Here is a 23,787-nt window from a genome sequence, read left to right on the forward strand (position 1 = left end):
CTCTTCGGTTCAGCGGTCAGTCTTGATTCGGGTCCATTCGCGGGTGATCACGCGCTGGGTTTTCGGCGGCAGGTCGTCAGAGGCATGGGCGATCAGAGAACGCGGCTGAGGAATTCCCGCGTGCGCGGGTGGTGCGGATTGCCGAAGACCTGCGCCGGCGGGCCTTCCTCGATGAGTTCGCCCTGGTGCAGCACCACCACGCGGTCGGCCACTTCGCGGGCGAAGCCCATCTCGTGGGTGACGACCACCATGGTCATGCCTTCGTCGGCCAGCTCTTTCATCACCTGCAGCACTTCGCCCACGGTCTCCGGGTCCAGCGCGCTGGTGGGTTCGTCGAAGAGCATGGCCTGGGGCTTCATCGCCAGGGCGCGGGCGATGGCCACGCGCTGTTGCTGGCCGCCGGAGAGCTGGCCGGGGTAGTGCTCGGCCTTGTCCGACAGGCGCACCCGCGCCAGCAGCCGGCGCGCCTGGTCCAGCGCTTCGCCGCGCGGCACGCCGAGCACCTGGGTCGGCGCTTCGATGATGTTCTCCAGCACGGTCATGTGCGGGAACAGGTTGAAGCGCTGGAACACCATGCCGATGTCGCGGCGGCGGCGGGCGATATTGCTTTCCGAGTCGCGCACCAGCTTGCCGTCCGGGCGCTCGCGGTAGCCCATCAGCTCGCCGTTGACGCGGATGCTGCCGCCCTGGATGTCTTCCAGGTGGTTCATGCAACGGATGAAGGTGGTCTTGCCCGAGCCCGAGGCGCCGATCAGCACCACCACTTCGCCACGGCGTACTTCCAGGGAGACGCCCTTGAGGATTTCCAGGTCGCCAAAGGCCTTGTGCACGTCGCGGGCCTGGATCACCACGTCTTTCATGTCCGGGATCATCTCAACGCCCCCTCAGCAGTTTCATCGCCTGCCGGCCGAACATGCGGTTCGGTGCGGCGGCCTGGCCGTCGGATTTGCCGAAGCGCGCTTCCAGCCAGCGCTGGAAGAAGCCCCACAGCGTGGTCAGGGCGAGGAAGTAGATGGCCACGACCAGGTACAGCTCGAACACGCGGAAGGTCGCCGAGGTGACCATCTGGGTGCTCAGCAGCAGTTCCTGCACGCCGATCACGCTGACCAGGGTGGTGTTCTTCAGCATCACGTTGAACTCGTTGCCCAGCGGCGGAACTATCACCCGGAAGGCCTGGGGCAGCACGATGCGGCGCATCAGCCTGGGGAAGGTCATCCCCAGGGATTTGCCGGCCTCGTACTGGCCCTTGTCCACCGCGCCGATGCCGGCGCGGATGATCTCGGCCATGTAGGCGCCTTCGTTGAGGCCCAGGGCGATGATCGCCGCCTGGATGTTGCCGGGCAGGATGAACAGCCCCAGGTCCAGGTCCTCGAAGCGGAAGACGCCGCCGGCGGCCAGCGCGGTGTAGAGGAAGACGATCTGCACCAGCAGCGGCGTGCCGCGCATCAGCCACACGTAGAAGCGCACCGGGTATTGCAGCAGCGGTTTGGAGGACAGCCGCATCAGCGCCGCCAGCAGCCCGAGCACGCAGCCCAGGAGCATGGCGCTGACGGCGATCACGCAGGTCAGCCAGAGGCCGTAGAGGTAGATGTCGCTCGGTCGCAGCAGGTACTGCCAGAACACGTCCCAACTGAAGTTCATGTCTCGTTACCTCAGTCCAGTTTGTCGCCTTCGATGTGCCACTTGGCCAGGAGCGTGGTGTAGCTGCCGTCGGCCTGCATGTCCTTGATGATCTGCGTGACGGCTTCGCTGAGCTGCTTGTCTTCCTTGCGGATGCCCAGCCCGGTGAGGATGCGCGCGAAGGCCGGCACGCCGATCTCGAACAGGTCCGGCGCCATGCTCTGGTAGTAGCCGGCGGTTTCCACGGTGGTGCCGTAGGCGTCGGTCTGGCGGATGCGCAGGGACTGGAAGGCGTCGGTGTCGGTGTTGTAGACCACCACCTTCATCGGCGGCTTGCCGGCCTTGGCCAGTTTCTCGTTGTGGGCGTCGAGCAGGGTGCGGATGGTGGAGCCGTTGAGCACCGCGACCTTCTTGCCGGAGAGGTCGTCCAGGCTGCGGATGCCCTCGGGGTTGCCCTTGGCGACTACCACGGCCTGGCTGGAATACATGTAGTTGACCATGTCGATCACTTCGCGCCGTTCGGGCTTGTCGAACAGCTGGTCCACCAGCATGTCGCACTGCTTGGCCAGCAGCGCCGGGATCAGCCCGGAGAAGGGCGTGATGCGCCATTCGATCTTCTTGTCGCCCAGTCGCTTGGCGATGGCCTCGCCCAGGTCGATGGTGACGCCGGTGAGCTTCTGGTTGGCGTCATAGAAACCCATGGGCGGGGAGTCCATGCCGCCGCAGAAGGTCACCTTGTCGACATTCTGCAAGCGCTCGGGAATCTTCACATCGGCATGCGCCAACGGGGCGGCCAGGCAAAGGGCGAGAAGGCACTGCGGGATCCTGCGTTCGAACATGTTGCTCTCCGGGGTGGGTTGCCAGGGGCAGTTCAGGGACACAGAAGTACGGGTCTGGGCGCCCGTTGCTTCGAAGGACTTGCTCGGTTTTCACAAGGCTTGCGCCTCAGGAGGTCCGCGCCTCCAGGAATCTCGCCAGGGAAGGAATGGTTCCCTCGATGTGCTCGCGAATCACCCGCTCGGCCTCGCGGGCATCGCCCGAGTGCAGGGCTTCGAGGATCACGGCGTGCTCCTCGCGGGCGCTCATGGGCTTGTCGACGTGCTGCAGCCACAGGCGCATGTGCGGTTCGATCACCGAGTACAGCGCGGTGATCTGGCGCATCAGCCGCGGGCGTCCGGCGAGGCTGCAGAGGTATTCGTGGAAGGCGCGGTGACGGCTGACCCACTGGGCGCTGTCGTCGCGGTAGTCGTCCATCTCGTCGAGCATGCGTTCCAGGCGGGCGATGTCGCGCTCGGTGAGCCTGGGAACGGCAACGCGGATAGCCAGGCCTTCGAGAGCGCTGCGCATCTCGAAGACTTCGTGCATTTCCTCGATGTTCAGGCCGCTGACGATGGCGCCCCGATTCGGCCGCAGGGTGACCAGGCCTTCGGCATCCAGACGCTTGAAGGCGCCGCGCACCGGCATGCGGCTCATGCCGATGTCGTTGGCGATGTCTTCGGCGACGAGGCGGTCGCCCGTCTTGAAGCGGCCGGTGCAGATGGCCTCGAGGAGGTAATCGTAGGCCTCGTCTTCGGCACTCATGGGTTGGCGCGGCGTGGGTACCAGGCGCATGGGATTGCTCCTTTGGATGTTTGGATCCAATTATCCATGTATTCAAAAATGCACGAGCCGTGCCAGGTGCGAGAAACACACTCAAGTAATTGATTTGAATGAGATAGGCAGGGAAGGGCGGTGATGCGGGGGCGGTGCGGCCTGGGGCGGAACGTAACCGCGCTGCCTCGTTCCGGTGCGCAGCGAGCGCCTTCGTAACACCGGCCGATTCCCAGTCGGGACTCACCCGACCCCATCGGCCGATACCTGCTGTGCATGAGTGACCGTTTGGGGGAAGTAGCGGGTTCTGGCCGGGGACGGCCGCCGCCCCGAAGCTGATGGAGGCTATTCAAGGGAGGACGAACCGCTGTTCGCATGGGTCGTTAGTAGCTACGAGGTGTTCGTAGTCGGGCCGAAGAGCTCTCGATCGTCACCTGATAATCGCCGGGATAAATCAGGAGGCGGTCGTGAAGCTTGAAAAGCGAAGTATTGAGTTCGTTCCTCACTCTGAGCGCTATGGCACACCCAGGCGGTTGTTCACTATCTGGTTCAGCTCGAATTTCCAAGTGACCGCTCTGTTCGTCGGCATGTTGGGCATCGCTTCAGGGCTGAGCTTCGCCTGGACATTGCTCGGCCTGCTGATCGGCAATCTCGTCGGCACCATCTTCATGGCCGCCCACTCCGCCCAGGGCCCGCATCTGGGCGTCCCGCAGATGATTCAGAGCCGCGCGCAATTCGGCGTCTACGGCGCTGCGATTCCCTTGCTGGTGATGGTCACGGCGGCGGTGCTGTTCCTGGCCGCCAGTGGCGTCCTGATGCGCGATGCCTTGAAGGCACTGCTACCCATCAGCGATGACCAGGCCATCGTGGTGGTGGGCATTCTGACCTTCATCATCGGCTTCGTAGGCTATGAGCTGATCCACCGTCTGGGGGCGTGGATGAGCCTGATGTCGACACTGGTATTCGCCAGCGCACTGGCATTGATCCTGTTGCACCCCGGCGATGCGATATCGACAACGGCAACGGGCGCGGGCTTTTCGCTGATTGCCTTCAACCTGGTTGTCGCGCAGGCGGCGTCCTGGACCTTGGGTTACGGCCCCTACGTCGCGGATTACTCGCGTTACCTTCCGGCCAATGTCAGCACTCGCGCCACGTTCTGGACAACCTACTGCGGCTGCGCGCTGGGCTCTTTCGCCATGATGGCCCTGGGCGCTCTGCTGGCCGTCGCTATCCCGGCAGCGCTTGGGCATGATCCCGCAACCGCGATTGCCACGCTGTTCGGCCCCTGGGCGCCATTGGCGTTGGGCGTGATTGCCCTCGGGGTGATCCAGTACAACGTGCTCTGCCTGTACAGCGCCTACATGTCTTCGGTGACGATCTTCGGAGCCTTTGGCGGGCTGCGATACGTCACCGCTTCTGCAAAGGCGCTGGTGATGGCCGTGCTGACCGTAGCCGCAACCCTGATCGCCATCGCCACCCAGTATCACTTTGACACCTTCTTTGCCGACATTCTGATTGGACAGCTCTACCTGCTGATCCCCTGGAGTGCGATCAACCTGGCTGACTACTACTGGGTGTGTCGCGGTCACTATGAGGTGGGCGAGCTGTACGATCCCCAAGGGCGATACGGGCGCTTCAATCGCCGCACGCTAATGGTCTATGCCGTCTCGATCATCGGCACTATCCCATTCATGAAGCTTTCGTTCTACACCGGCTTCGTAGCGGACTGGCTGGGGGCGGACATCAGTTGGGTGGTGGGTCTGGTACTCGCAGGGGCGCTGTACTGCATGGTGAACAGCCAGCCCTCGATCAAGCCGCATCAATTTCAATCTCCTGTTCCGGACTGACTCCAGCCTGGCAGGCGGGAGACGGAGATGACGAAGCCGGTGGCAGCTTGTCCATGGACTGCTTCTGCCAGGTTCGTTCGGACCATGGCAGGCCGTGGGTCGTCCATGGGGCTCCAGACGTCTGGATGGGGCCGCCATTGACTCCCTGTCAGCCGGCGCCGGCCTGGCCAGAGCCGGCGCAACAATCGATCGAACCGCTGATCCTGGCAGCGACTCGCGGGCGGCGGCCTCGAAACGTCGAGAGCGGTCGCGGCGTTATCCGCGGCTTGTTAACCACGCCCGCCAGCCACCGAAGCGGCTAATGTCCTCGGCGTCATCCAGTCCCCAGGCGTCGCAGATGAAGCCGGTTTCCCAGCTGCCATCCTCCAGCTGCACCTTGCCCAGCCCCAGGGGCGCGGGGATGCCGGTGAGGAAGGAACCCAGCTCGGCGCTGGGCAGTTCCCAGACTTCCACTTCGATGGCCACGCCGCCTTCGGCCACGCGCAGCATGCCGGGGCGCAGAGGCGGGCCGCCGGCGAGGGCGTAGAGCTTGTAGGCCGGCGCGCTGCGAGTGGCGCGCAGCAGGCGAGCGCCGCGCTGGCGCAGTTGCCCGTTCAGCGCCAGGCCGTCGAGGTGCGCGCCGCACACCACCAGGCGCGCGCGGTCATTGCGCGCAGGGTTGGCGGAAGAGGCGGGGCAGACCGGGTTACCACCGGTGAGCGGCAGGTTGTGCCGGCGCTGCAGTGCGTCGGCGATGCCGAGCAGGTACTGGTCGGTGAAGGCGCGGCCGAACAGCGTCACGCCCCAGGGCAGGCCGTTGTCCATGATCGCGCTGGGCACGGCGACGGCGGCGTAGTCCAGCAGGTTCATGAAGTTGGTGTAGTAACCCAGCTCGGAATTGCGCTTCACCGGTTCGGCGTGAAGCTCCTCCAGCGTCACCGGGCGGCCGATGGTGGGGGTGAGCACGCAGTCGAGGTCGGCGAGGATCGCGTCGCACTGCGCCTTTAGCTCCTGCAGCCGGTACTGCGCACGGAAGGCCTGCACGGCGGTGGCGCCGGGCGCCTTGGCCAGCACGTCGCGGATCACCGGCAGCACCGCCTGTGGGTCGCGTTCGATCAGCTCGCCGGCCACGCTGTAGCGCTCGGCCACCCAGGGGCCTTCGTAGAGCAGGCGCGCGGCTTCGAGGAAAGGCGCGAAGTCGATTTCCCGGGCCTCGCCGCCGAGAGCCTTGAGCTGGTCGATGGCGTCGGTGAACAACACCGGGCCTTCATGGCAGCCGAAGAACTCCAGCTGGTCGGCGCGCGGAACGCCGAAGCGGAAGGGCCGGGGCGCACCGAAGGCGCCGGCGTCGTTCCAGGCGGGATTGGCGCGGCTGTAGCCGTCCCTCGGGTCGAGCCGGGCGGTGAGGCCCAGCAGCTCGCTGGCCTCGGCGGCGCTGGCGGTGAAGTAGGTGATGCAGTCCAGGGTGCGGCAGGCCGGCACCAGGCCGTGGTTGGACAGCAGGCCCTTGCTCGGCTTGAGCCCCAACAGGCCGTTGAGCGCCGCCGGCACACGGCCGGAGCCGGCGGTGTCGGTGCCCAGGGCGAAGCTCGCCACGCCCAGCGCCACGGCCAGCGAGGAGCCGGCGCTGGAGCCGCCGGACGGGTATTCCGGCAGCACGCTGTTACGGCATTCGCCGTAGGGCGAGCGGGTGCCGTTGAGACCGGTGGCGAACTGGTCGAGATTGGTCTTGCCCAGCGGGATGGCGCCCAGGTCGATCAGCTGCTGCACCAGCGTCGCCGAGGTCTTCGGCGTGTAGGCAAAGGCGGGGCAGGCGGCGGTGGTGGGGATGCCGGCAAGGTCGATGTTGTCCTTGATGGCGAAGGGGATGCCGTAGAGCGGCAGGCTGTCTGGGGATTGGTTGTCCAGCGCGGCGAGGTAGGGCTCCAGTTCGTCCGGCGCCAGCAGGTGGATGAACAGGTGGTAGTCGGGGTTCAGCGCGGCGGCCTTGTTGCGCAACTCGGCGATCAACTGGCGCGGCGTGGTGCGGCCTTCGCGGTAGGCGGTGCGCAGGGTGGCGAGGCGGAGGTCGAAGGTGGTGGGCATGGTCGGGATTCCTGTGCTGGGCGGATACCCTCTCCCCGGCCCTCTCCCTGAAGGGAGAGGGGGAAGAGCGTCCGGCGCGGTGTCGGGTTCGAACCACGGACAGGCCGTGGTTCCAGGATGAATCAATGCTTCAACCCCGCTCCGAACAGTCCCCTCTCCCTTCAAGGAGAGGGTTAGGGAGAGGGGGGCTTCGCAACATCTGCGGTGTCAGCTCACGCCTCCTCCATCACCACCACCCGCTGCCCGGCACGCACCGGCGAGCCGGGCTGCACGCGCACTTCGCGCACCACGCCGTCGCGCGGGGCGGTGAGGGGGATTTCCATCTTCATGGATTCGAGGATCACCAGGATGTCGCCGGCCTTCACGCTGGCGCCGGCCTCCACCTGCACCTGCCAGAGGTTGCCGGCGATATGGCTTTCGATGGCGTGCTGGCCGGCGCCGAGCGGGGCGTCCTCGCTGCTGTCGACGGCGGCTTCCTCGCTCTCGAAGTGCGCCTGGCCGGAAGCGATCCAGCGTTCGCGCTCGGCATCGAAGGCGGCCCGCTGGTGGCCGCGGAAGGCAGCGATGCTGTCGGCTTCCTCGGCGAGGAACTGCTGGTAGTCGGCCAGGCGCAGTTCGCTTTCCTCGATGCGCAGGGGGTAGCGGCCCAGCGGGAAGTCGCGGCGGATGCGCAGCAGTTCGTCCGCCGACACCGGGTAGAAGCGGATCTGGTCGAAGAAGCGCAGCAGCCAGGGCTTGCCGTTGAACGCAGCGACTTCGCGGTAGCGGTTCCACATCTGCAGGGTGCGGCCGACGAACTGGTAACCGCCGGGGCCTTCCATGCCGTAGACGCACAGGTACGCGCCGCCGATGCCCACGGAGTTTTCCGCGGTCCAGGTGCGCGCCGGGTTGTACTTGGTGGTGACCAGACGGTGGCGCGGGTCCAGCGGCGTGGCCACCGGCGCGCCGAGGTAGACGTCACCCAGGCCCATCACCAGGTAGCTGGCCTCGAACACGGTGCGGTATACGGCTTCCAGGTCCGGCAGTTCGTTGATGCGGCGGATGAACTCCAGGTTGCTCGGGCACCAGGGTGCGTCCTTGCGCACGGTGGTCATGTACTTCTCGATGGCCAACTGGCAGGACGGGTCGTCCCAGGACAGCGGCAGGTGGACGATCCGTGACGGCACCTTGAGGTCCTGGGCGGCGCACACGGCATCCCACAGGCCGGCGACGGTTTCCAGCAGCACGTTCAGTGGCAGGGTTTCCGGCTGGTAGTGCACCTGCAGCGAGCGGATGCCGGGGGTGAGGTCGATTACGCCGTCGAGCTCTTTCGCTTCCAGCGCCTGCATCAGCGCGTGGGCGCGGAAGCGCAGGACCAGGTCCAGCTCGGGCTGGCCGATTTCCAGCAGCAGATGGGTGTCGCCGGAGAGACGGGCGACCAGGCGGGTGTCGTCCTGGCCGAGGTCCAGGACGATGGGGGAGGGGAGTTCGGCGGCAGCGGGGCGGGGCTGTGCAACTGTAGGAGCGAGCTTGCTCGCGAACCGCATGTCACCGGGGTGCCAGGCAGAACTCTGTTCGCGAGCAAGGGCTGGGGCGCCCCCCTCGGTCCTACGAAGAGCTGCCAGTTCACGAGCTTCGGAAATGGATACAGGCACGAACCGCACCCTGTCCCCCGCCTTGAGCTGGCCGAGCCGCCAGAGATCGGCCTCGATCACAGTCGCCGGGCAGACGAAGCCACCCAGGCTCGGGCCGTCCGGGCCGAGGATCACCGGCATGTCGCCGGTGAAGTCCACCGCGCCGATGGCGTAGGGGTTGTCGTGGATGTTCGACGGGTGCAGGCCGGCCTCGCCGCCGCTCTCGCGGACCCATTCCGGCTTCGGGCCGATCAGGCGCACGCCGGTGCGGCTGGAGTTGAAGTGCACTTCCCAGTCGGTGGCGAAGAAGGTGTCGATGTAGGCCGGAGTGAAATATTCCGGCGCGCCATGGGGTCCATAGATCACGCGGATTTGCCGCACGGCTGGCAGATCGGTGCGCAGCTCGGGCGGCAGGCTGGCGCCGTGGCTGTCGTCGGCCAGCTCCGCGAGATGCAGTACGTCGCCGGCCCGCAGGGCGCGGCCGCCGTGGCCGCCGAACTGGCCGAGGGTGAAGGTGCTCCTGCTGCCCAGGTAGTCCGGCACCTGCACGCCGCCGCGCAGGCACAGGTAGCTGCGCGCGCCGGCGCCGCCGACCGTGCCGAGGCTGAGCGTGGACCCGGTGGCTACGAACAGCGACGTGTCCATCGGCTGCTCGACGCCATCAAGGCTGATCGGCAACGCCGCGCCGGTGACGGCCACCACGGCGTCGGTGTTGAAGCGCAGGCTCGGGCCGCTCATGGTGATTTCCAGCGCGGCAGCGCCTTCGGGATTGCCCAGCAGGGCGTTGCCCAGGCGCAGCGCGCGGTCGTCCATCGGCCCGGACGGCGGCACTCCCACGGCCCAGTAGCCGAGGCGGCCGGGGTAGTCCTGCACGCTGGTCTGGGTACCGGCGCTGAGCACTTCGAAGGTATGGGCGCGATAGCGCAGGCCTTCCAGGCAGCGCGTCCACGGCGAGCCGCTGGCGAAGGGTGCGTCTGCGAGAATCTGCCGCAGGTAGTCGCGGTTGCACTCAACGCCGTAAAGCAGGCTCTCGGCGAGCGCACGATCGAGGCCGGCGCTGGCCTGCTCGCGGCTCGGCGCCCAGGCGATGAGCTTGGCGATCATCGGGTCGAACCAGGGCGGAATCTCGCAGCCGGCCTCGACCCAGGTGTCGATGCGCAGCGCCTTGCCATCCGCCGCCGGGAACTGCACCGCGGTGAGCAGGCCGGGGCAGGGCTGGAAGTCGCGGCCGGGGTCTTCCGCATAGAGACGCGCCTGGATGGCGTGGCCGCTGGGTTTCAGCTCGGCAACGATTTCGGCCAGCGGCGGCAGGTCGCCGGCGGCCAGCTCGATCATCCAGCGCACCAGGTCGACGCCCCACACCTGTTCGGTTACACCGTGTTCCACCTGCAGGCGCGTGTTCACTTCGAGGAAGTAGAAGCGCTGCGCCTCGCTGTCGTAGACGAATTCCACGGTGCCGGCGCTGCGGTAGCGGACGGCTCTGGCTAGCTGGATCGCCGCCGCGCAGAGCTGCTCGGCCATGCCAGCGGGCAGGTTGGGGGCGGGGGTTTCTTCCAGCACCTTCTGGTTGCGCCGCTGTACCGAGCAGTCGCGCACGCCGAGGGCGATCACCTCGCCCTGGCCGTCGCCGAACACCTGCACTTCCAGGTGGCGGGCGCGCTGGATGTACTTCTCGATGAACACGCCGGAGTCGCTGAAGTTGTTCTGCCCCAGGCGCTTCACCGCATCGAAGGCGTCGCACAGTTCGTCCGCCGAGCGGCACACGCGCATACCGATGCCGCCGCCGCCAGCGGTGCTCTTGAGCATCACCGGGTAACCGACCTGTTCGCCGGCGAGCAACGCGGCTTCCAGGTCGGGCAGCAGGTCGGTGCCTTCGAGCATCGGCACGCCTTGTTCGCGGGCCAGCGCGCGGGCGGTGTGCTTGAGGCCGAACAGGCGCAGCTGTTCCGGCGTCGGGCCGACGAAGGCGATGCCGGCGGCTTCGCAGGCTTCGGCGAAGGCGGCGTTCTCGGAGAGGAAGCCGTAGCCGGGGTGGATCGCCTGGGCGCCGCTGTCGCGGGCGGCTGCGAGGATTTTCTCCACCACCAGGTAGGTGCTGGAGGCCGGGCCATCGCCGAGGCTGATGGCCTGGTCGGACTGCTGGATGTGCAAGCTGGCGGCGTCGGCTTCGGAGTAGACGGTCACGCCGCCGATGCGCAACTCGCGAAGAGTGCGCAGGATGCGGCAGGCGATGGCGCCGCGGTTGGCGATCAGGAGCTTGTCGAACATGAGGAAGTCCCCATGGGGTGGCGGGCCGTCCCGCCGTCATTCGGTGCGCGCCACGGTCGTCCGTGGCGCTGAAGCGCTTTGCGTAGGAGCGAGCTTGCTCGCGAACCCGCTTAACTCCGGAGCTGGGGCGGAGTCTGTTCGCGAGCAAGCTCGCTCCTACACGTACTGGTGTCCCGCAGCGTCGGGCTGCACTGGGCGCTGCGGCTCTGGCAGAGCGTGAACAACCACTGGCGCAGGCGCGCGGTCAGTCCCATACCAGCAGCTCCGCCGGGGTCGGGTTCCAGCCGTTGCAGGGGTTGTTGAGCTGCGGGCAGTTGGAGATCAGGACGATGACGTCCATGTGCGCGAGCAGCTCGACGTACTTGCCGGCACCGGAGATGCCGTCCTCGAAGGTCAGGCCGCCTTCGGCGGTGACCGGTACGTTCATGAAGAAGTTGATGTTGTGGCTGATGTCGGCCTTGGTCAGGCGACCGTCCTGCAGGCTGGCGCGCAGGAAGTTGTCGCGGCAGCTGTGCATGTAGCGCTTGTCCAGGGCGTAGCGCACGGTGTTGCTCTCCTGGGCGCAGGCGCCGCCGAGGGTGTCGTGGCGGCCGCAGGTGTCGGCGACGATTGTCAGCATCGGGTTGCCGAGGTTGGACCAGAGCACGCTGCCGGCGCTGAGGTAGACCCGCCCCTGTTTGCGCAGGGTGCGCTGCACGTCATAGCGCTCGCGCGGGTTGGCGGCGCTGAAGAACAGCGTGTCCACCGCCTGGTTGCCTTCCAGGTCGAGGATGCGCAGGGTCTGCCCGGCTTTCAATTCGGTGAGGCTGGGCTCGCCAGCGGGAATCAGGGTGCGCGAGACGCAGGCTTCGGGGTGTTTGTCGCTGGGGACGATGGGCATGTTCGCGCTCCTTCAGATGAACAGGCGTTCGGTGTTGTGGAAGCCGCGGCCGTTCTCCGCGCGCGAGGTGCGGCAGAGCACGCTGATGCCGTCGGACGCGACCTGCTGCCAGGTCAGCCCGATGGGCTTGGGCGCGTAGTGCGGGGTCGGGTCCATGGGGTGTTGCAGGGCGGTGAGCACCACGAGGGTGTCCATTGGCGCATAGAGTTCGACGAAGTCGCCGGCCCTGGAGTTGCCCTGGGCGAAGTGGAAGCAGCCGTCGGCGTCGACGTCCACGCGGCTGAACAGGTTCAGGCACATCAATAGGTCCTGCAGGCGCATGTCCCATTTGCCCATTTCCACCAGCAGGTTATCTGCGCCGTTGCGATGGAAGCCGTTGCGCAGTTCCTGGTAGCGGCCCTGGCCGTATTTTTCCTGCACCTCGGCGGCGTTCAGCACGCCGCCGAAGCTGTCGTGCCAGCCGCAGCTGTCGGCGGTGATGGCGGCGAGCACGCGGCCCATGTCCGAGTACAGGCAATGGCCGGCGGTGAGCCTGGCGGTGTGCTGGCACTTGAGAGTGTCGGGCAGGTTCAGCCGCTCGCTTTTCTCGGCGGCGTTGAACAGCAGGATGCTGGCGTTGCCGCCGCCTTCCAGGTCGGTCAGGCGTAGAACCTGGCCGCGCTTGAGGACGAAGGAGGTGTGGCCGCCGCCGGGGACGGTTTCTTCGTAGAGAGTGGTGCGCAGGTCATTCATGTGGGATTCCTCAGTAGGCCGGCGTGAGCAGCGGCGCGGCCGTTTCCAGGCGCGCGGCGAGCGGTTCGGGCAGGGCGGCGCGGGCGGCCTTGCGGTCGGCGTTGAGCGGGATGTCGTAGGTGATGCGGGCGCCGTAGGCACTCGGCGCCTGCGGGTCGTGGCGGACCTTGTCGAAGACCAGCAGGCGGGTGCCCAGGCTGAAGCCCTCGGCCAGGTCGTGGGTGACCATGAACACGGTGAGCCGGGTTTCCTGCCACAGCTCCAGCAGCAGGGCGTGCATGTCCTTGCGGATGCCGGGATCGAGGGCGCCGAAGGGTTCGTCGAGGAGCAGCACGCGGGGCTTCATCACCAGCGCCTGGGCGATGGCCAGGCGCTGCTGCATGCCGCCGGAGAGGGCGCTTGGGTAGTGCTTGAGCGCATGGCCGAGGCCGACGCGCTGGAGCAGGGCGGCGGCCTTTTCGCGGGCCTCGCGCTTGGCACCGCCCAGCAGCCGGCCGAGCAGTGGCGAGTGCGGCAGTTCCAGGCCGAGGGCGACGTTGTCCAGCACGGACAGGTGCGGGAATACCGAGTAGCGCTGGAACACCACGCCCCGGCTGGGGTCGGGTTCGCCCGGCAGCGGCTGGCCTTCGAGCAGCAGCTCGCCGCGGCTGGGGCGCTCCTGGCCGAGCAGCAGGCGCAGGAAGGTGGACTTGCCGCAGCCGGAGGCGCCGACCAGGGTGCAGAACTCGCCTTCGTTCACCTCGAGGTTGAGGCGTTCGAGCACCACGTTGCCGTCGTATTCCTGCCAGATATTCTTCACGGAAATGAAGCTCATGCCTTGCCTCCTTCGTACCAGGGGAAGGCGCGGCGGGTGAGCGCGCGCAGCGCCCAGTCCATCAACCAGGCCAGCGCGGTGATCCACCCTACGTAGGGCAGGATCACGTCCATGGCCAGGTAGCGGCGCACCAGGAAGATGCGGTAGCCCAGGCCGTCGGTGGAGGCGATGGCTTCGGCGGCGATGAGGAACAGCCAGGTCGAGCCGAGCATCAGGCGCAGGGAGATCAGCAGGCGCGGCAGCAGCTGCGGCAGCACCACGCGCAGGATCAGCGTCCAGGTGCTGGCGCCCAGGGTCTGCGCCTTGATCAGCAGTTCGCGGGGGATTTCCCGGGCGCGCTGTTCGATGTCGCGGGCGATGCAGGGGGCGACGCCGATGACGATCAGCACCACCTTGGACAACTCGCCCAGGCCGAAGACGATGAACAGCACCGGCAGGATCGCCAGCGGCGGGATCATCGACAGCACGGTGAGCAGTGGCGAGAGCGGTGCGCCGAACAGCGGCACGCTGCCGGCGGCGATGCCCAGCACCAGCCCGAGCAGGGCGGCGATGGAGAGGCCCAGACCCAGGCGTTGCAGGCTGGCGCCGGTGTCCTGCCAGAACAGCACGTCGCCGGTGCGCTTGTCTTCGCTCAAGGCCAGGCGGTTCACCGCGTCGGCCATCTGCGCGGCGCTGGGCAGCAGCTTGTCGTGGGGGTTCTCCGCCAGCCGTGACGCCGACCCGGTGAAGTAGGCGAACAGCAGCAGGGCGAAGGGCAGCAGCACCAGGAACAGGCGGCCGCTGCGGTCGGGGGTTCGGTTGATCAGGCGCATGCTTCGTACCTGTTGGTCGATAACCTGTAGGGGCGAGCTTGCTCGCGAACGGCGTTTCGCTTGGTGCTAAGGCGCCGTGCGGTTCGCGAGCAAGCTCGCTCCTACGAAGAGCGTCAGAGCTTGCCGTCAGCCGCCATCTGCACGTAGGTCGGGTCGAAGCGCAGCTTTAGGTTCTGTGCATCGCCGGTGGCGATGCCCTTGGCGAAGCTCATGCCGATCGCTTCGGCGCTCTTGGCGCCTTCGCCGAGCAGCCCGTGGGCGAAGGAGAAGGCCGCGACCTTGTCCATGGTCGCCGGCAGCTTCGGGCTGGTGGCGAAGGCCAGGGCCTCCTGCGGCGTGGCAAATAGCCTGGTGGTGGCCAGCTGGCTCTGGTAGCCGGCGAGATCGGTGCCCGAGGCCTTGGCCATGTGCTCCAGCGCGGCGCGGGTCTCGGCGCTGTCGCCCTGCATCAGCGCGACGGTTTCGAACCAGGCGCCGGTCAGCGCCTTGCCCAGCGCCGGGTTGTCCTTCAGCACGGCGCTGTTGACCACCATCATGTCCATGATCTCGCCGGGGATCTGGCTGGAGTTGAACACCTCGGTGGTGCCCGGCTTGGCACGGGCTTCGGCGAGCATCGGGTTCCAGGTGGTCACCGCCTGCACCTCCTCGGTGTTGAAGGCAGCGGCGATGTCGGCGTCGGAGGTATTCACCGTCTTCACGTCCTTCTCGGTCAGGCGGGCGTTTTCCAGCGCGCGGGCGAGCAGGTAGTGGGAGACCGAGAGTTCCACCAGGTTGACGTTCATGCCCTTGAGGTCGGCCAGGGATTTGCCTTCGCCCTTGAGCACGATGCCATCGTTGCCGTTGGAGAAGTCGCTGACGATCAGCGCGGTGGAATCGACGCCGCCGGCCGCGGGAATGGTCAGGGCGTCCATGTTGGTCATGGTGCAGCCGTCGAACTGGCCGGCGGTGTACTGGTTGATCGACTCGATGTAGTCGTTGAGCTGGGTGACCTTGATCTCGATGCCGTACTTCTTCGCCCACTTGTCGACGATGCCGTGGCTGGCCGCGTATTCCCATGGCATCCAGCCGGCGTAGATGGTCCAGCAGAGGTTGAAGCTGTTCTTCGCGGCGGCGCTGGCGCCGAGACTGAAAGCGGCGAGACCGGCGGCGAGCAGAGCGGTCAGAAGGGGCTTGCGCATGGACAATCTCCAGGTCGGTTGTCGGGCGGGCAGGAGTCGGGCGGCACAATGGCGCTCTCGTCTCCCGGGCTTTTGTCCCGCCGTGTAACCTCGCTGGAGGTCGATGACTCTCGGACCAGCCGCTCGCTGCGCGAGCCGGAACCCTAGTCATCCATTGTCAGATTGTGGTGCCGCTTTCCGGTGGTCCGGATGACTCCTGCACGCATCGGTAAAAGCGAATGCCGTGCCAACTCCGGAAAACCGCCATTCCAGCGCGGTTGCAATGCATCCAGGTGGATTGCGAAGAGCCTTTTCCTCTGATCAGCGCTCCTGAAAGAGGCATTGCGCTGCTTTCTGGTGCATGGGTGGCTGCATTGAGTGTCCGAGCGCCCGGACAGCTCACTCACTGGCGCTCAGCTCCCGTAGCGGTTCAGGACGTCAGAGCAATCCCGTGTAGGCGTCGCAAAGCGAACTACGCTCCATCAGTCGACACCCCGGAGATGCCACGATGATTCGCACCCTGCTGAGCGCTTCGCTGCTGGTGACCCTGAGCATTCCGGCCCTGGCCGGGGTAGTAGCGTTCCCAACCTCCTTTCGTACCCAGGACGTTGCGGTAGAGGGCGCAACCCTTCACGTGCGCGTCGGTGGGGCCGGGCCGGCCGTGGTGCTCCTCCATGGGTTTGGCGATACCGGCGACATGTGGGCTCCGCTGGCCAGGGATCTGGCCAAGGACCACACCGTCGTGGTCCCGGACCTGCGCGGCATGGGCTTGTCATCGATCCCGGCCGGCGGCTACGACAAGAAGACCCAGGCGGGCGATGTCCGCGCCGTGTTGGCTTCGCTGGGTATCGAACATTCGGTGGTCATCGGCCATGACATCGGCACCATGGTGGCCTACGCCTATGCGGCGCGTTATCCGCAGCGGACCGAGCGGCTGGTGGTCATGGACGCTCCGGTCCCCGGAATCCCGCCCTGGAATGACATCGTCCGTTCCCCGCTGCTCTGGCACTTCGACTTCGGCGGCGCCGATATGGAGCGACTGGTGGCCGGGCGCGAGCGGATCTATCTGGATCGTTTCTGGAATGATTTCGCCGGCGATCCCCACAAGGTGGACGAAGCCACTCGCGAGCATTACGCGAAACTTTACGCCCGTCCTGGCGCGATGCACGCCGCCTTCTCCCAGTTCCGCAGCATCCGTCAGGATGCCGTGGACAACGAAGCGTCGAACAAGACGCGCCTGACGATGCCGGTGCTTGCGGTCGGCGGTGAGAAGTCCTTCGGCGCCAACGAAGCCATCGTCATGCGCAATGCTGCCGATAACGTCACCGAAGTGGTGGTGGCCGGCGCAGGGCACTGGCTGATGGAGGAGGCGCCTGCTCAGACGATCCAGGCGATTCGTAAATTCCTGTCGCCTTGAGCGCGCCTGCCATGACCGGGTAAATGCATCTACTCTGCCCAAGCACGGCCGATATGGTCAGTCGATAACTGCGGAGTTCTATGATGCCGGCCGATCCACTATGCCTCGTTTTTGTTCCCCCGTTGGTGGTCCTACTCACCGCCGCCGAGAGCAGAAAACGCTCCCCGCTCACAGAAGACGAGCTTTGTACTATTCGCGACCGGGCGGCTTGCATCGCCGTCCCCTTCAGCGCTGCGCTCGAGACGGAAGGCAAACGCGGTTATGCGGATATTGTCGCGGAGGACTGTTGGAGCGAATGGCGAAAGCTACGCGCGCGGCAAATCTGAGTCCGGTCAGGCCTCGTCCAGGGCCGCGTCGGTATATGTCCGCTCCTGGCTGTTGGCTGCCGTTGTTCAGAGGCAGCCACCGCTCCATACCTCCTACTCACCACCTCAATCATCGACAGGTGTTTCGGCATCAGATGCACTGCCAACCCGGTCAGGGCACAGCCCAGCTGGACCCGGATGTCGCCACCGCCGAGCAGGCCAACGCGCGCCGCAGCTACGACGTGCAGCAGCGCATCGCCGACGCTTGCCGAGGGCCTGCAGCCCAAGCCGGTGGATGCCCGCGCGGTGCAGGTGTGGCAGCCGGACGTCGCGAGCAACTGACCACACCTTTGATCGACCCATCCTCAGCCAGTCCCGAGTGACGATTGCCGGAGGAATCCTTCCCATGGCTCGCTAGCGGGCCGCCCGTCCGTAACCCTGCGTCACCCGGTCGATCACCACGGCCAGCGCGACGATCGCCAGACCTGCCTCCACGCCGCGCCCGACATCGAGGGTCTGGATGCCCACCAGCACATCCTCGCCCAGGCCGCGCGCGCCGATCATCGAAGCGACCACCACCATCGACAGCGCCATCATCACCGTCTGGTTCAGCCCGGCCATCAGGCTCGGCAGCGCCAGCGGCAGCTCCACGTGGCGCAGCCGCTGCCAGCGGCTGGCGCCCAGGCAGCGCGCGGCTTCGCGCACCGACGGGTCAACCTGGCGCAGGCCCAGGTCGGTAAGGCGGACCAGCGGCGGCAGGGCGTAGATCAGCGTGGCGAAGATCGCCGGCACCTTGCCCAGGCCGAAGAGCATCAGCACCGGGATCAGGTAGACGAAGCTGGGCAGCGTCTGCATGACGTCCAGCAGCGGCATCAGCACGCGGCGGGCGAGCGGTCGGTACGCCAGCAGCACGCCCAGCGGCACGCCGATCAGCACGCACAGGCCGGTGGCGACCAGCACCAGGGCGCAGGTCTGCAACAGCTTGTCCCAGAGCCCGACCACGCCGATCAGGAACAGCAGCGCCACCAGCAGTAGCGCGCGCTTCCAGCTGCGCCCGGCGTGCCAGGCGAGCAACCCGAGCAGCGCCAGCAGCAGCCACCAGGGTGGCAGGCGCAGCAGGCCCTCCAGCAGCGTCACCAGGTGCAGCAGGCTGTCGGACAGCTGCCGCAACTGGTCGCCGTAGTTCAGCACCAGGCTGTCCACCCACTGGTTCACCGGCGCGGCGATTGAGTGGTGCAGCCCCTGGGGAAAGCTCGAACTCACAGCGCGGCCTCGACCTTGCTGCGCACGTCGTCGCTGACCCAGGGGTGCCAGACTTGCGGGTTGGCCCTGAGGAAGTCACGGGCGGCTTCGCGCGGCGGCTGGCGCGTCTCGCTCATCTTCGCCAGGGAGGCGTTGAGCAGGCCGATGGGGAAGTCGACTTTCTCGAACACCGCGACCAGTTCCGGGTAGTCCCGGTGGAAGGCGGCCGAGACGCCCACCGACAGCCGCGCCGGCATCGAACGGGTGCCGCGCGGGTTGGGGTTCTTCGCATCGCTCAGGGTCTTCCAGGCCTCGGCGTCGAACGGCGGTTCTTCCAGGCGCACCAGCTTGTAGCGGCCCATCAGCGGGGTCGGCGACCAGTAGTAGAACAGCACTGGCTTGCCACGGCGGATCGACGAGGCGATTTCGGCGTCCAGCGCCGCGCCCGAGCCGCTGCGGAAGTTCACGTAGCTGTTCTCCAGGCCATAGGCCTTGAGCTTCTGCGAATTGACGATTTCCGAGGTCCAGCCGGTGGGGCTGTTGAGGAAGCGGCCCTTGTCCGGCGCTTCGGGGTCGCGGAACACCTCGTGGTAGCGCGGCAGGTCGGCCACCGAGCGCAGGTCCGGCGCCAGCGGGGCGATGCCGCGCGCCGCATCGCCCTTGATCACGTATTCGGGTACCCACCAACCCTCGTCGGCGTGCTTCACCGTGTCGCCCAGGCCGAACACCTTGCCCTCGGCCTGCGCCTTGACCCAGGCGGGGCTGCGCCCGGCCCATTCCTCGCCGATGACCTGGACGTCGTTGCGCGCCAGGGCCGCTTCCAGGCTGACGGTGCTGCCGGGCAGGGTGTCGGTGGGGTAGCCGTAGCCCTGTTCCACCAGCAGGCGCAGCACCTCGGTGATCAGGCTGCCGCTTTCCCAGGTGAGTTCGCCGAAATGAATGGGGGCTCTCTCGTCGGCGGCCTGGGCCCCGGCGGCCAGCAGGCCGAGGGCGAGGGCGGCGCCGCCGAACCAGCGTTTGAACGATTGCATGCAGGGTTTCCTCGTGCAGGTGAAGGTGCGGGCGTGCCAGGGCACGCCCGTTGCGGTCAGAAGTCGTAGCTGAGCTTGGTGTAGTAGAAGGTGCCTTCCGGCGCGGCCGGCGACAGGTAGCTGTATTGCTGGGCCGGGGTCTGGCGCAGCTGGTCGTTGTACTTGTCCGGGCGGCTGTCGAAGAGGTTGTTGGCGCCCACCGAGACCTTCAGGCTGCGGTTGAACGCGTAGTTCAGGTCGAGGTCGGTGACCCACTGCGCGGAGAAGGTCTGGTCGTACTGCGACGCGCTGGCGTCGGCGGCGTACTTGCGGTAGCGGCCGAAGCGGGTTTCATAGAGGCTGAAGGTCCAGGGGCCGACGCTGTGCACGGCGCCGAGCACCAGCTTGTCTTCGGGGTAGCCATGTTCCAGGTAGCCCTCGGATTCGCGGGTGACGGTGACGAAGCCGTTGGGATTCTCGTGGATCTTCTGCACCCGCGTGCGGGTCTTGGTGTAGCCGGCGGAGAGCGCCAGGTTGCCGTAGGCCCCCAGCTCCAGGTTGTACTTGCCGACCACGTCCACGCCGCGGGTGCGGGTGTCGGCGGCGTTGGTCATGAACTGCGCCCAGCTGTACTGGCCGTAGCCCGCCTCGGTGAGGATGCGCTCGGCCTCGGGGCCGAAGATGCCGCCGCTGTAGAGGATGCGGTCGCGGATATCGATCTGGTAGGCGTCCACGGTCAGCGACGCCTGCTCGCTGGGCCGCCACACCACGCCCAGGGAGTAGTTGTCGGACTTCTCCGGCTTGAGTGGCTGTGCGCCCAGGGCGCGCGCCGCCGGGTTGTCCACGGGCAGCATGCGCGTCAGCACCGGGTTGCCGTCGGCGCCGACGTTGGTGGTGGTGGTCCAGGAGGTGCCGATCTGCCCGAGGGTGGGCGCGCGGTAGGCGTTGTTGATGGTCGCGCGCAGGCCCAGTTGCGGGGTCAGTTCGTAGCGCGCGGAGAGCTTGCCGGTGGTGGTGTCGCCGAAGTCCGAGTAGTGCTCGGTACGGGCGGCGAGGCCGAACTGGAAGCGCTCGGTCAGCTGGTTCTCCAGGCCCAGGTAGAGGCCGCGGACCTGGCGGGTATAGGTGGCGGCGTCGTCCGGGGTCAGCCCCGAGGCCTGCACCGCGCCGACCTGCACGCCATCGATGCCGCCGAAGGAGTAGGAGGCGAAGTCGCCGTCCTCCAGGCGATAGCGCTCGTCGCGCCAGGCCAGGCCGGCGGACAGCGTCAGCGGCTTGAACGCCCAGTCCACGGGGACGTCGCGGCTGTAGTCGAAGTTGAGATTGGTCTGCTCGTTGGTCAGCGTGGCGACGTCGAAGCTGGTCGGGCTGGCCACGCCGTAGCTCGGGTTGACGGTGTCCGAGGCGCGCTCGGTATGCCGGTCGCGGCCATAGGTGGCGGACAGGTCGAAGCGCCCTAGGGCTTCGTCGTCGTAGCGCGAGCCGAGGGTCAGCGAGGCGTCCTCGTAGTGGTAGCGGTACTGCGGGATGGTGCCGTTGGGGTAGATCTCCGGCACGTTGTTGGGGCTGCTGGCGAGCAGCGGCGGCGTGTTGTTGTACGAGGTGTCGCGGCCGAAGGTGCCGAAGCTGTAGAGACGCCAAGCGTCGCTCAGGCCGACCTCGCCGTTGGCCGCCAGGTTGAACTTCTCCCGGCTCGCGCCGCCCCAGCGCGGGTCCTGCCGCTGGCCGTCGGCGTAGTACGTCTCGCCGATGTCGTCGGGCTTGTTGTTCAGCCCGTTGAAGCTCAGGGTGAGGAAGCCGTCCCCGGGCAGCGCCAGGCCGTACCAGCCGTCGGCGGACTTGCCGAAGCCGTCGCCCTGGCTGTACTTGCCCAGTTGCGCGTTGGCCTGGCCGCCACTGTCGCGCTCCTTCAGGACGATGTTGATGACCCCGGCTATGGCGTCGGAACCGTACTGCGCCGACGCGCCGTCGCGCAGCACTTCGACGTGGTCGATGGCGCTGATGGGGATCATGTCCAAGTCCACCGATTGCGCGCCGATGAAGGGCACGCCGCCGGAGATGTTCACCACCGCCGAGGCATGCCGGCGCTTGCCGTTGACCAGCACCAGGGTCTGGTCCGGCGACAGCCCGCGCAGCGATGCACCCTTGGGGTCCTGGCCGCGGGTGGCGCTCTGGTTCTGCGGGAAGTTGAACGAGGGCAGCAACTGGAACAGCGCCTGGTTCAGGCTGGTGGCGCCGGTCTGCACCAGCTCGCTGGCGTCGATCACGTCCACCGGCGCGCTGCTGGTCAGCGCGGTGGCGCCCTGGCGACGGGTGCCGATGGCGACCACGCGGTCCAGGGTCGGCACGGCCGATTCCGTCGCCGCGCCGCTGGCGCGTTGAGCGCCGCCCGCCGCCTTGCGGACGACGAAGGCGCCGTCCTCGCTGACCTGCAGCTGCAGGCCGGTGCCGCGCAGCGCCGCGTCCACCGCCTGTCGCGCGGAATAGGTGCCGTCGACCGCCGCCGAGGAGTAGCGACCCACGTCCGGGGTGAAGGAGATCACCTGGCCGCTCTGCCGGCTGATCGACAGCAGCACCTCGTCCAGCGGCCCGGCGGCGATGTGGTAGGCCTGCGACGGCCCGGCGGCCAGGGCCGAACCGAGGAACAGGGCGGCGAGCGAACCCAGGGCGAAGGCCCCGGCCTTGCGAGTGAAAATGGAATGACGCGACATGACTCCCCCAGAGGATGCGCCGCAAAGGGCGGCGCTTACGTCATCTGTGTGCAACGGCCCGCGGGAACCTTGCAGATCGATTGGTTATGTCGTTAGAACCGCTGCGGCAGAGCGCGTTGCCTCAGGCCGGCCCGACGCTCACCCACAGGTCCGTGCGCCACGCGACGCGGATCGGCAGGGTGCGGGCAAGGGCGTCCAGCGCCTGGTCGCTGTCGTCCAGGCGGAACAGCCCGCTGACGCGCAGCCCCGCCACGGCCGGGTCGACGCGCAGCACGCCGCTGCGGTAGGCGCGCAGCGCGTCGAGTACCTCCGCCAGGGGCTGGTTGCGCACCTCCAGCAGGCCGTCCACCCAGGCGCCTTCGCCACCCAGCAGGGGCGTTGGCCGGGCGAAGGCGTAGCGGTCGAAACTCACCTGTTGGCGGCGCGGCAGTTGCAGGCGCTCGCCGGCCAGGGTAGCCAGGTCCAGCGAGCCTTCCAGTGTCAGGGCTGTGCAGTGCTCCTCGCCGAGGCGCATCTGCATCCGGCCGCCCTGGCTGAGCACCTGGCCGAATGGGCTGGTGATCAGCATCGGACGGCGGTCGCCGGCCACTCGCAGCTGGATTTCTCCCCGTCGCAAACGCAGCAGGCGGCGCTGCGGGGTGAAGTCGATGTCCACGGCGCTGCGCGCGTTGAGCACCAGCTCGCTGCCGTCGTCGAGGCTGACGCGCTGGCGCCGGCCGGTGGCGGTGTGCAGGTCGGCGCTCAGCTCGTCCAGGGGCAGTTGCCGTTGCGCGAGCAGCCCGGCGCCGAGCATGACGCCCGCACCGACCAGCGCGCCGCGCAGCAGGCGCCGGCGGCTGGCCCCGGCGACGCTGAGGGTGCGCTGCAATTGCTCGCCGCGCACACCCTGGGCCTGGGCCACGCGGAAGGCGCCGAGGGTCTGTTCCAGCCGTTCGCAGAGCTGCTGGTGACGCGGGTCCCGTTCGCGCCAGGCGCTGAAGGCCTCCCAGTCTTCGCGGCTGGCCTGGCCCGAGCGCAGCAGCACCAGCCAGCGGGTGGCCTGCTCGATCAGCAGGGCCTGGTGTTCTTCCCGGCTCATGACAGGCTGGCCTTGAGGCAGCGTTGCAGGGCCCGGGCCATGTAGTCGCTCACCGAGCGCTGGGAGATGCCCAGGCTGCGGGCGATTTCCGGGTAGGTCAGGCCGTCGATCTGCGACAGCAGGAAGGTCGCCTTGACCTTGGCCGGCAGGCCATCGAGCAACTGGTCGATGCGTTGCAGCGCCTCCAGCAGCTCGGCGATCTGCTCCGGCGAACGCTCGTCGGCAGCCTCGGGATCGAGGCTTTGCAGGTAGGCGCGCTCCAGGTCGCGGCGCCGCCAGAGCTGGAACAGCAGGCGGCGGGCGATGGTGGTGAGCAGCGCGCGCGGTTCGCGGATCGGCGCCAGCACGGGGCTTGCCAGCAGCTGGACGAAGGTTTCCGCCGCCAGGTCCTCGGCGCTGGCGCCGGATTCCAGGTGCCGGCGCAGGCGACCTTGCAGCCAGTCGTAGTGCTGGCGGAACAGCAGGCCAACATACTGGCCATGGGAATTGTCAGCACCGGACATGACGGCTCCAGAAGCGTGAGTGATGCGGGGGAGTCCGGTGTTCCGGTGGAGGCATCCTAGCAAGGTGTCTTATTCTTTAAAAATAGTTTTGTAATAGATATTTATAACTAAAAATGTTTCTGCG

General features: G+C 67.2%; 19 protein-coding genes, 1 pseudogene and 1 riboswitch. Of the genes and pseudogenes, 4 read left to right on the top strand and 16 right to left on the bottom strand.

Annotated features, from left to right (window positions below):
* Positions 1 to 92: 92 nt before the first annotated feature.
* The 4 genes from ACAW63_RS17345 to ACAW63_RS17360 all read right to left on the bottom strand — a co-directional run bounded on the left by ACAW63_RS17345 (position 93) and on the right by ACAW63_RS17360 (position 3,231).
* Entirely contained in the window at positions 93 to 872 is a 780-nt protein-coding gene (locus ACAW63_RS17345) for an amino acid ABC transporter ATP-binding protein (protein ID WP_371227174.1), read from the bottom strand.
* Position 873: 1 nt separating this feature from the next.
* Complete coding sequence (locus tag ACAW63_RS17350) at positions 874 to 1,641, bottom strand: amino acid ABC transporter permease (protein ID WP_371227176.1); 768 nt, start codon at positions 1,639 to 1,641, stop codon at positions 874 to 876.
* Positions 1,642 to 1,652: 11 nt separating this feature from the next.
* Positions 1,653 to 2,459, bottom strand: a complete 807-nt coding sequence (locus tag ACAW63_RS17355; protein ID WP_371227178.1) for an ABC transporter substrate-binding protein — start codon at positions 2,457 to 2,459, stop codon at positions 1,653 to 1,655.
* A 106-nt stretch (positions 2,460 to 2,565) separates the two neighbouring features.
* On the bottom strand, positions 2,566 to 3,231 hold the full coding sequence (locus tag ACAW63_RS17360) for a GntR family transcriptional regulator (protein WP_371227180.1): 666 nt from the start codon (positions 3,229 to 3,231) through the stop codon (positions 2,566 to 2,568).
* Between the two features lie 446 nt (positions 3,232 to 3,677).
* Here ACAW63_RS17360 and ACAW63_RS17365 point away from each other — a divergent pair, with 446 nt between their 5' ends.
* Positions 3,678 to 5,057: a cytosine permease gene (locus ACAW63_RS17365; RefSeq protein WP_371227182.1), complete on the top strand. Its 1,380-nt coding sequence runs from the start codon at positions 3,678 to 3,680 to the stop codon at positions 5,055 to 5,057.
* A gap of 255 nt (positions 5,058 to 5,312) precedes the next feature.
* On the opposite strand, the gene atzF is transcribed toward ACAW63_RS17365, so the two are convergent.
* The 7 genes from atzF to ACAW63_RS17400 all read right to left on the bottom strand — a co-directional run bounded on the left by atzF (position 5,313) and on the right by ACAW63_RS17400 (position 15,418).
* Positions 5,313 to 7,121, bottom strand: coding sequence for an allophanate hydrolase (atzF, locus tag ACAW63_RS17370; protein WP_371227184.1), 1,809 nt, complete (start codon positions 7,119 to 7,121; stop codon positions 5,313 to 5,315).
* 212 nt (positions 7,122 to 7,333) lie between these two features.
* On the bottom strand, positions 7,334 to 11,002 hold the full coding sequence (gene uca / locus ACAW63_RS17375) for an urea carboxylase (protein WP_371227186.1): 3,669 nt from the start codon (positions 11,000 to 11,002) through the stop codon (positions 7,334 to 7,336).
* Between the two features lie 244 nt (positions 11,003 to 11,246).
* Positions 11,247 to 11,882, bottom strand: a complete 636-nt coding sequence (locus ACAW63_RS17380) for an urea amidolyase associated protein UAAP2 (RefSeq protein ID WP_371227188.1) — start codon at positions 11,880 to 11,882, stop codon at positions 11,247 to 11,249.
* Positions 11,883 to 11,894: 12 nt separating this feature from the next.
* Positions 11,895 to 12,614, bottom strand: coding sequence for an urea amidolyase associated protein UAAP1 (locus tag ACAW63_RS17385; RefSeq protein WP_371227190.1), 720 nt, complete (start codon positions 12,612 to 12,614; stop codon positions 11,895 to 11,897).
* Between the two features lie 10 nt (positions 12,615 to 12,624).
* The gene (locus tag ACAW63_RS17390; RefSeq protein ID WP_371227192.1) at positions 12,625 to 13,428 is read right to left on the bottom strand and encodes an ABC transporter ATP-binding protein; all 804 of its coding nucleotides are present in this window, start codon (positions 13,426 to 13,428) and stop codon (positions 12,625 to 12,627) included.
* Positions 13,425 to 14,240, bottom strand: coding sequence for an ABC transporter permease (locus tag ACAW63_RS17395; RefSeq protein WP_371227195.1), 816 nt, complete (start codon positions 14,238 to 14,240; stop codon positions 13,425 to 13,427). Before ACAW63_RS17395 ends, ACAW63_RS17390 begins: the two co-directional genes overlap by 4 nt.
* A 113-nt stretch (positions 14,241 to 14,353) precedes the next feature.
* Positions 14,354 to 15,418, bottom strand: a complete 1,065-nt coding sequence (locus ACAW63_RS17400) for a putative urea ABC transporter substrate-binding protein (RefSeq protein ID WP_371227197.1) — start codon at positions 15,416 to 15,418, stop codon at positions 14,354 to 14,356.
* Positions 15,419 to 15,477: 59 nt separating this feature from the next.
* A riboswitch (guanidine-I (ykkC/yxkD leader) is annotated at positions 15,478 to 15,576 on the bottom strand.
* Positions 15,577 to 15,905: 329 nt separating this feature from the next.
* Between ACAW63_RS17400 and ACAW63_RS17405 the strand changes: the two genes are divergently transcribed.
* The 3 genes and pseudogenes from ACAW63_RS17405 to ACAW63_RS17415 all read left to right on the top strand — a co-directional run.
* Complete coding sequence (locus ACAW63_RS17405) at positions 15,906 to 16,814, top strand: alpha/beta hydrolase (protein ID WP_371227199.1); 909 nt, start codon at positions 15,906 to 15,908, stop codon at positions 16,812 to 16,814.
* An 83-nt stretch (positions 16,815 to 16,897) separates the two neighbouring features.
* Complete coding sequence (locus ACAW63_RS17410; protein ID WP_371234698.1) at positions 16,898 to 17,140, top strand: hypothetical protein; 243 nt, start codon at positions 16,898 to 16,900, stop codon at positions 17,138 to 17,140.
* 176 nt (positions 17,141 to 17,316) lie between these two features.
* A pseudogene (locus ACAW63_RS17415) lies at positions 17,317 to 17,461 on the top strand (ABC transporter substrate-binding protein); the annotation flags it as partial.
* A 72-nt stretch (positions 17,462 to 17,533) separates the two neighbouring features.
* Here the strand turns inward: ACAW63_RS17415 and ACAW63_RS17420 are convergent.
* The 5 genes from ACAW63_RS17420 to ACAW63_RS17440 form a co-directional block, all read right to left on the bottom strand.
* Positions 17,534 to 18,382: an ABC transporter permease gene (locus tag ACAW63_RS17420; protein WP_371227201.1), complete on the bottom strand. Its 849-nt coding sequence runs from the start codon at positions 18,380 to 18,382 to the stop codon at positions 17,534 to 17,536.
* Positions 18,379 to 19,392, bottom strand: a complete 1,014-nt coding sequence (locus tag ACAW63_RS17425) for an ABC transporter substrate-binding protein (RefSeq protein ID WP_371227203.1) — start codon at positions 19,390 to 19,392, stop codon at positions 18,379 to 18,381. The genes ACAW63_RS17420 and ACAW63_RS17425 overlap by 4 nt, the downstream gene beginning before the upstream one ends.
* 56 nt (positions 19,393 to 19,448) lie before the next feature.
* Positions 19,449 to 22,082 carry a TonB-dependent receptor domain-containing protein gene (locus ACAW63_RS17430; RefSeq protein WP_371227205.1) on the bottom strand — a complete coding sequence of 878 codons (2,634 nt, stop codon included), beginning with the start codon at positions 22,080 to 22,082 and terminating at the stop codon, positions 19,449 to 19,451.
* Positions 22,083 to 22,203: 121 nt separating this feature from the next.
* Entirely contained in the window at positions 22,204 to 23,160 is a 957-nt protein-coding gene (locus ACAW63_RS17435) for a FecR domain-containing protein (RefSeq protein WP_371227207.1), read from the bottom strand.
* Positions 23,157 to 23,663 carry a sigma-70 family RNA polymerase sigma factor gene (locus ACAW63_RS17440; protein WP_371227208.1) on the bottom strand — a complete coding sequence of 169 codons (507 nt, stop codon included), beginning with the start codon at positions 23,661 to 23,663 and terminating at the stop codon, positions 23,157 to 23,159. Before ACAW63_RS17440 ends, ACAW63_RS17435 begins: the two co-directional genes overlap by 4 nt.
* Between the last annotated feature and the right edge of the window lie 124 nt (positions 23,664 to 23,787).

The sequence above is a fragment of the Pseudomonas sp. QE6 genome (assembly GCF_041379005.1).
Taxonomy (GTDB): domain Bacteria; phylum Pseudomonadota; class Gammaproteobacteria; order Pseudomonadales; family Pseudomonadaceae; genus Pseudomonas.

Excerpts from the sequence above, each read along its gene's own strand:
- ACAW63_RS17345 (WP_371227174.1), bottom strand. The coding sequence starts at position 872 with ATGATCCCGGACATGAAAGACGTGGTGATCCAGGCCCGCGACGTGCAC.
- ACAW63_RS17350 (WP_371227176.1), bottom strand. The coding sequence starts at position 1,641 with ATGAACTTCAGTTGGGACGTGTTCTGGCAGTACCTGCTGCGACCGAGC.
- ACAW63_RS17355 (WP_371227178.1), bottom strand. The coding sequence starts at position 2,459 with ATGTTCGAACGCAGGATCCCGCAGTGCCTTCTCGCCCTTTGCCTGGCC.
- ACAW63_RS17360 (WP_371227180.1), bottom strand. The coding sequence starts at position 3,231 with ATGCGCCTGGTACCCACGCCGCGCCAACCCATGAGTGCCGAAGACGAG.
- atzF (WP_371227184.1), bottom strand. The coding sequence starts at position 7,121 with ATGCCCACCACCTTCGACCTCCGCCTCGCCACCCTGCGCACCGCCTAC.
- uca (WP_371227186.1), bottom strand. The coding sequence starts at position 11,002 with ATGTTCGACAAGCTCCTGATCGCCAACCGCGGCGCCATCGCCTGCCGC.
- ACAW63_RS17380 (WP_371227188.1), bottom strand. The coding sequence starts at position 11,882 with ATGCCCATCGTCCCCAGCGACAAACACCCCGAAGCCTGCGTCTCGCGC.
- ACAW63_RS17385 (WP_371227190.1), bottom strand. The coding sequence starts at position 12,614 with ATGAATGACCTGCGCACCACTCTCTACGAAGAAACCGTCCCCGGCGGC.
- ACAW63_RS17390 (WP_371227192.1), bottom strand. The coding sequence starts at position 13,428 with ATGAGCTTCATTTCCGTGAAGAATATCTGGCAGGAATACGACGGCAAC.
- ACAW63_RS17395 (WP_371227195.1), bottom strand. The coding sequence starts at position 14,240 with ATGCGCCTGATCAACCGAACCCCCGACCGCAGCGGCCGCCTGTTCCTG.
- ACAW63_RS17400 (WP_371227197.1), bottom strand. The coding sequence starts at position 15,418 with ATGCGCAAGCCCCTTCTGACCGCTCTGCTCGCCGCCGGTCTCGCCGCT.
- ACAW63_RS17405 (WP_371227199.1), top strand. The coding sequence starts at position 15,906 with ATGATTCGCACCCTGCTGAGCGCTTCGCTGCTGGTGACCCTGAGCATT.
- ACAW63_RS17410 (WP_371234698.1), top strand. The coding sequence starts at position 16,898 with ATGCCGGCCGATCCACTATGCCTCGTTTTTGTTCCCCCGTTGGTGGTC.
- ACAW63_RS17425 (WP_371227203.1), bottom strand. The coding sequence starts at position 19,392 with ATGCAATCGTTCAAACGCTGGTTCGGCGGCGCCGCCCTCGCCCTCGGC.
- ACAW63_RS17430 (WP_371227205.1), bottom strand. The coding sequence starts at position 22,082 with ATGTCGCGTCATTCCATTTTCACTCGCAAGGCCGGGGCCTTCGCCCTG.
- ACAW63_RS17435 (WP_371227207.1), bottom strand. The coding sequence starts at position 23,160 with ATGAGCCGGGAAGAACACCAGGCCCTGCTGATCGAGCAGGCCACCCGC.
- ACAW63_RS17440 (WP_371227208.1), bottom strand. The coding sequence starts at position 23,663 with ATGTCCGGTGCTGACAATTCCCATGGCCAGTATGTTGGCCTGCTGTTC.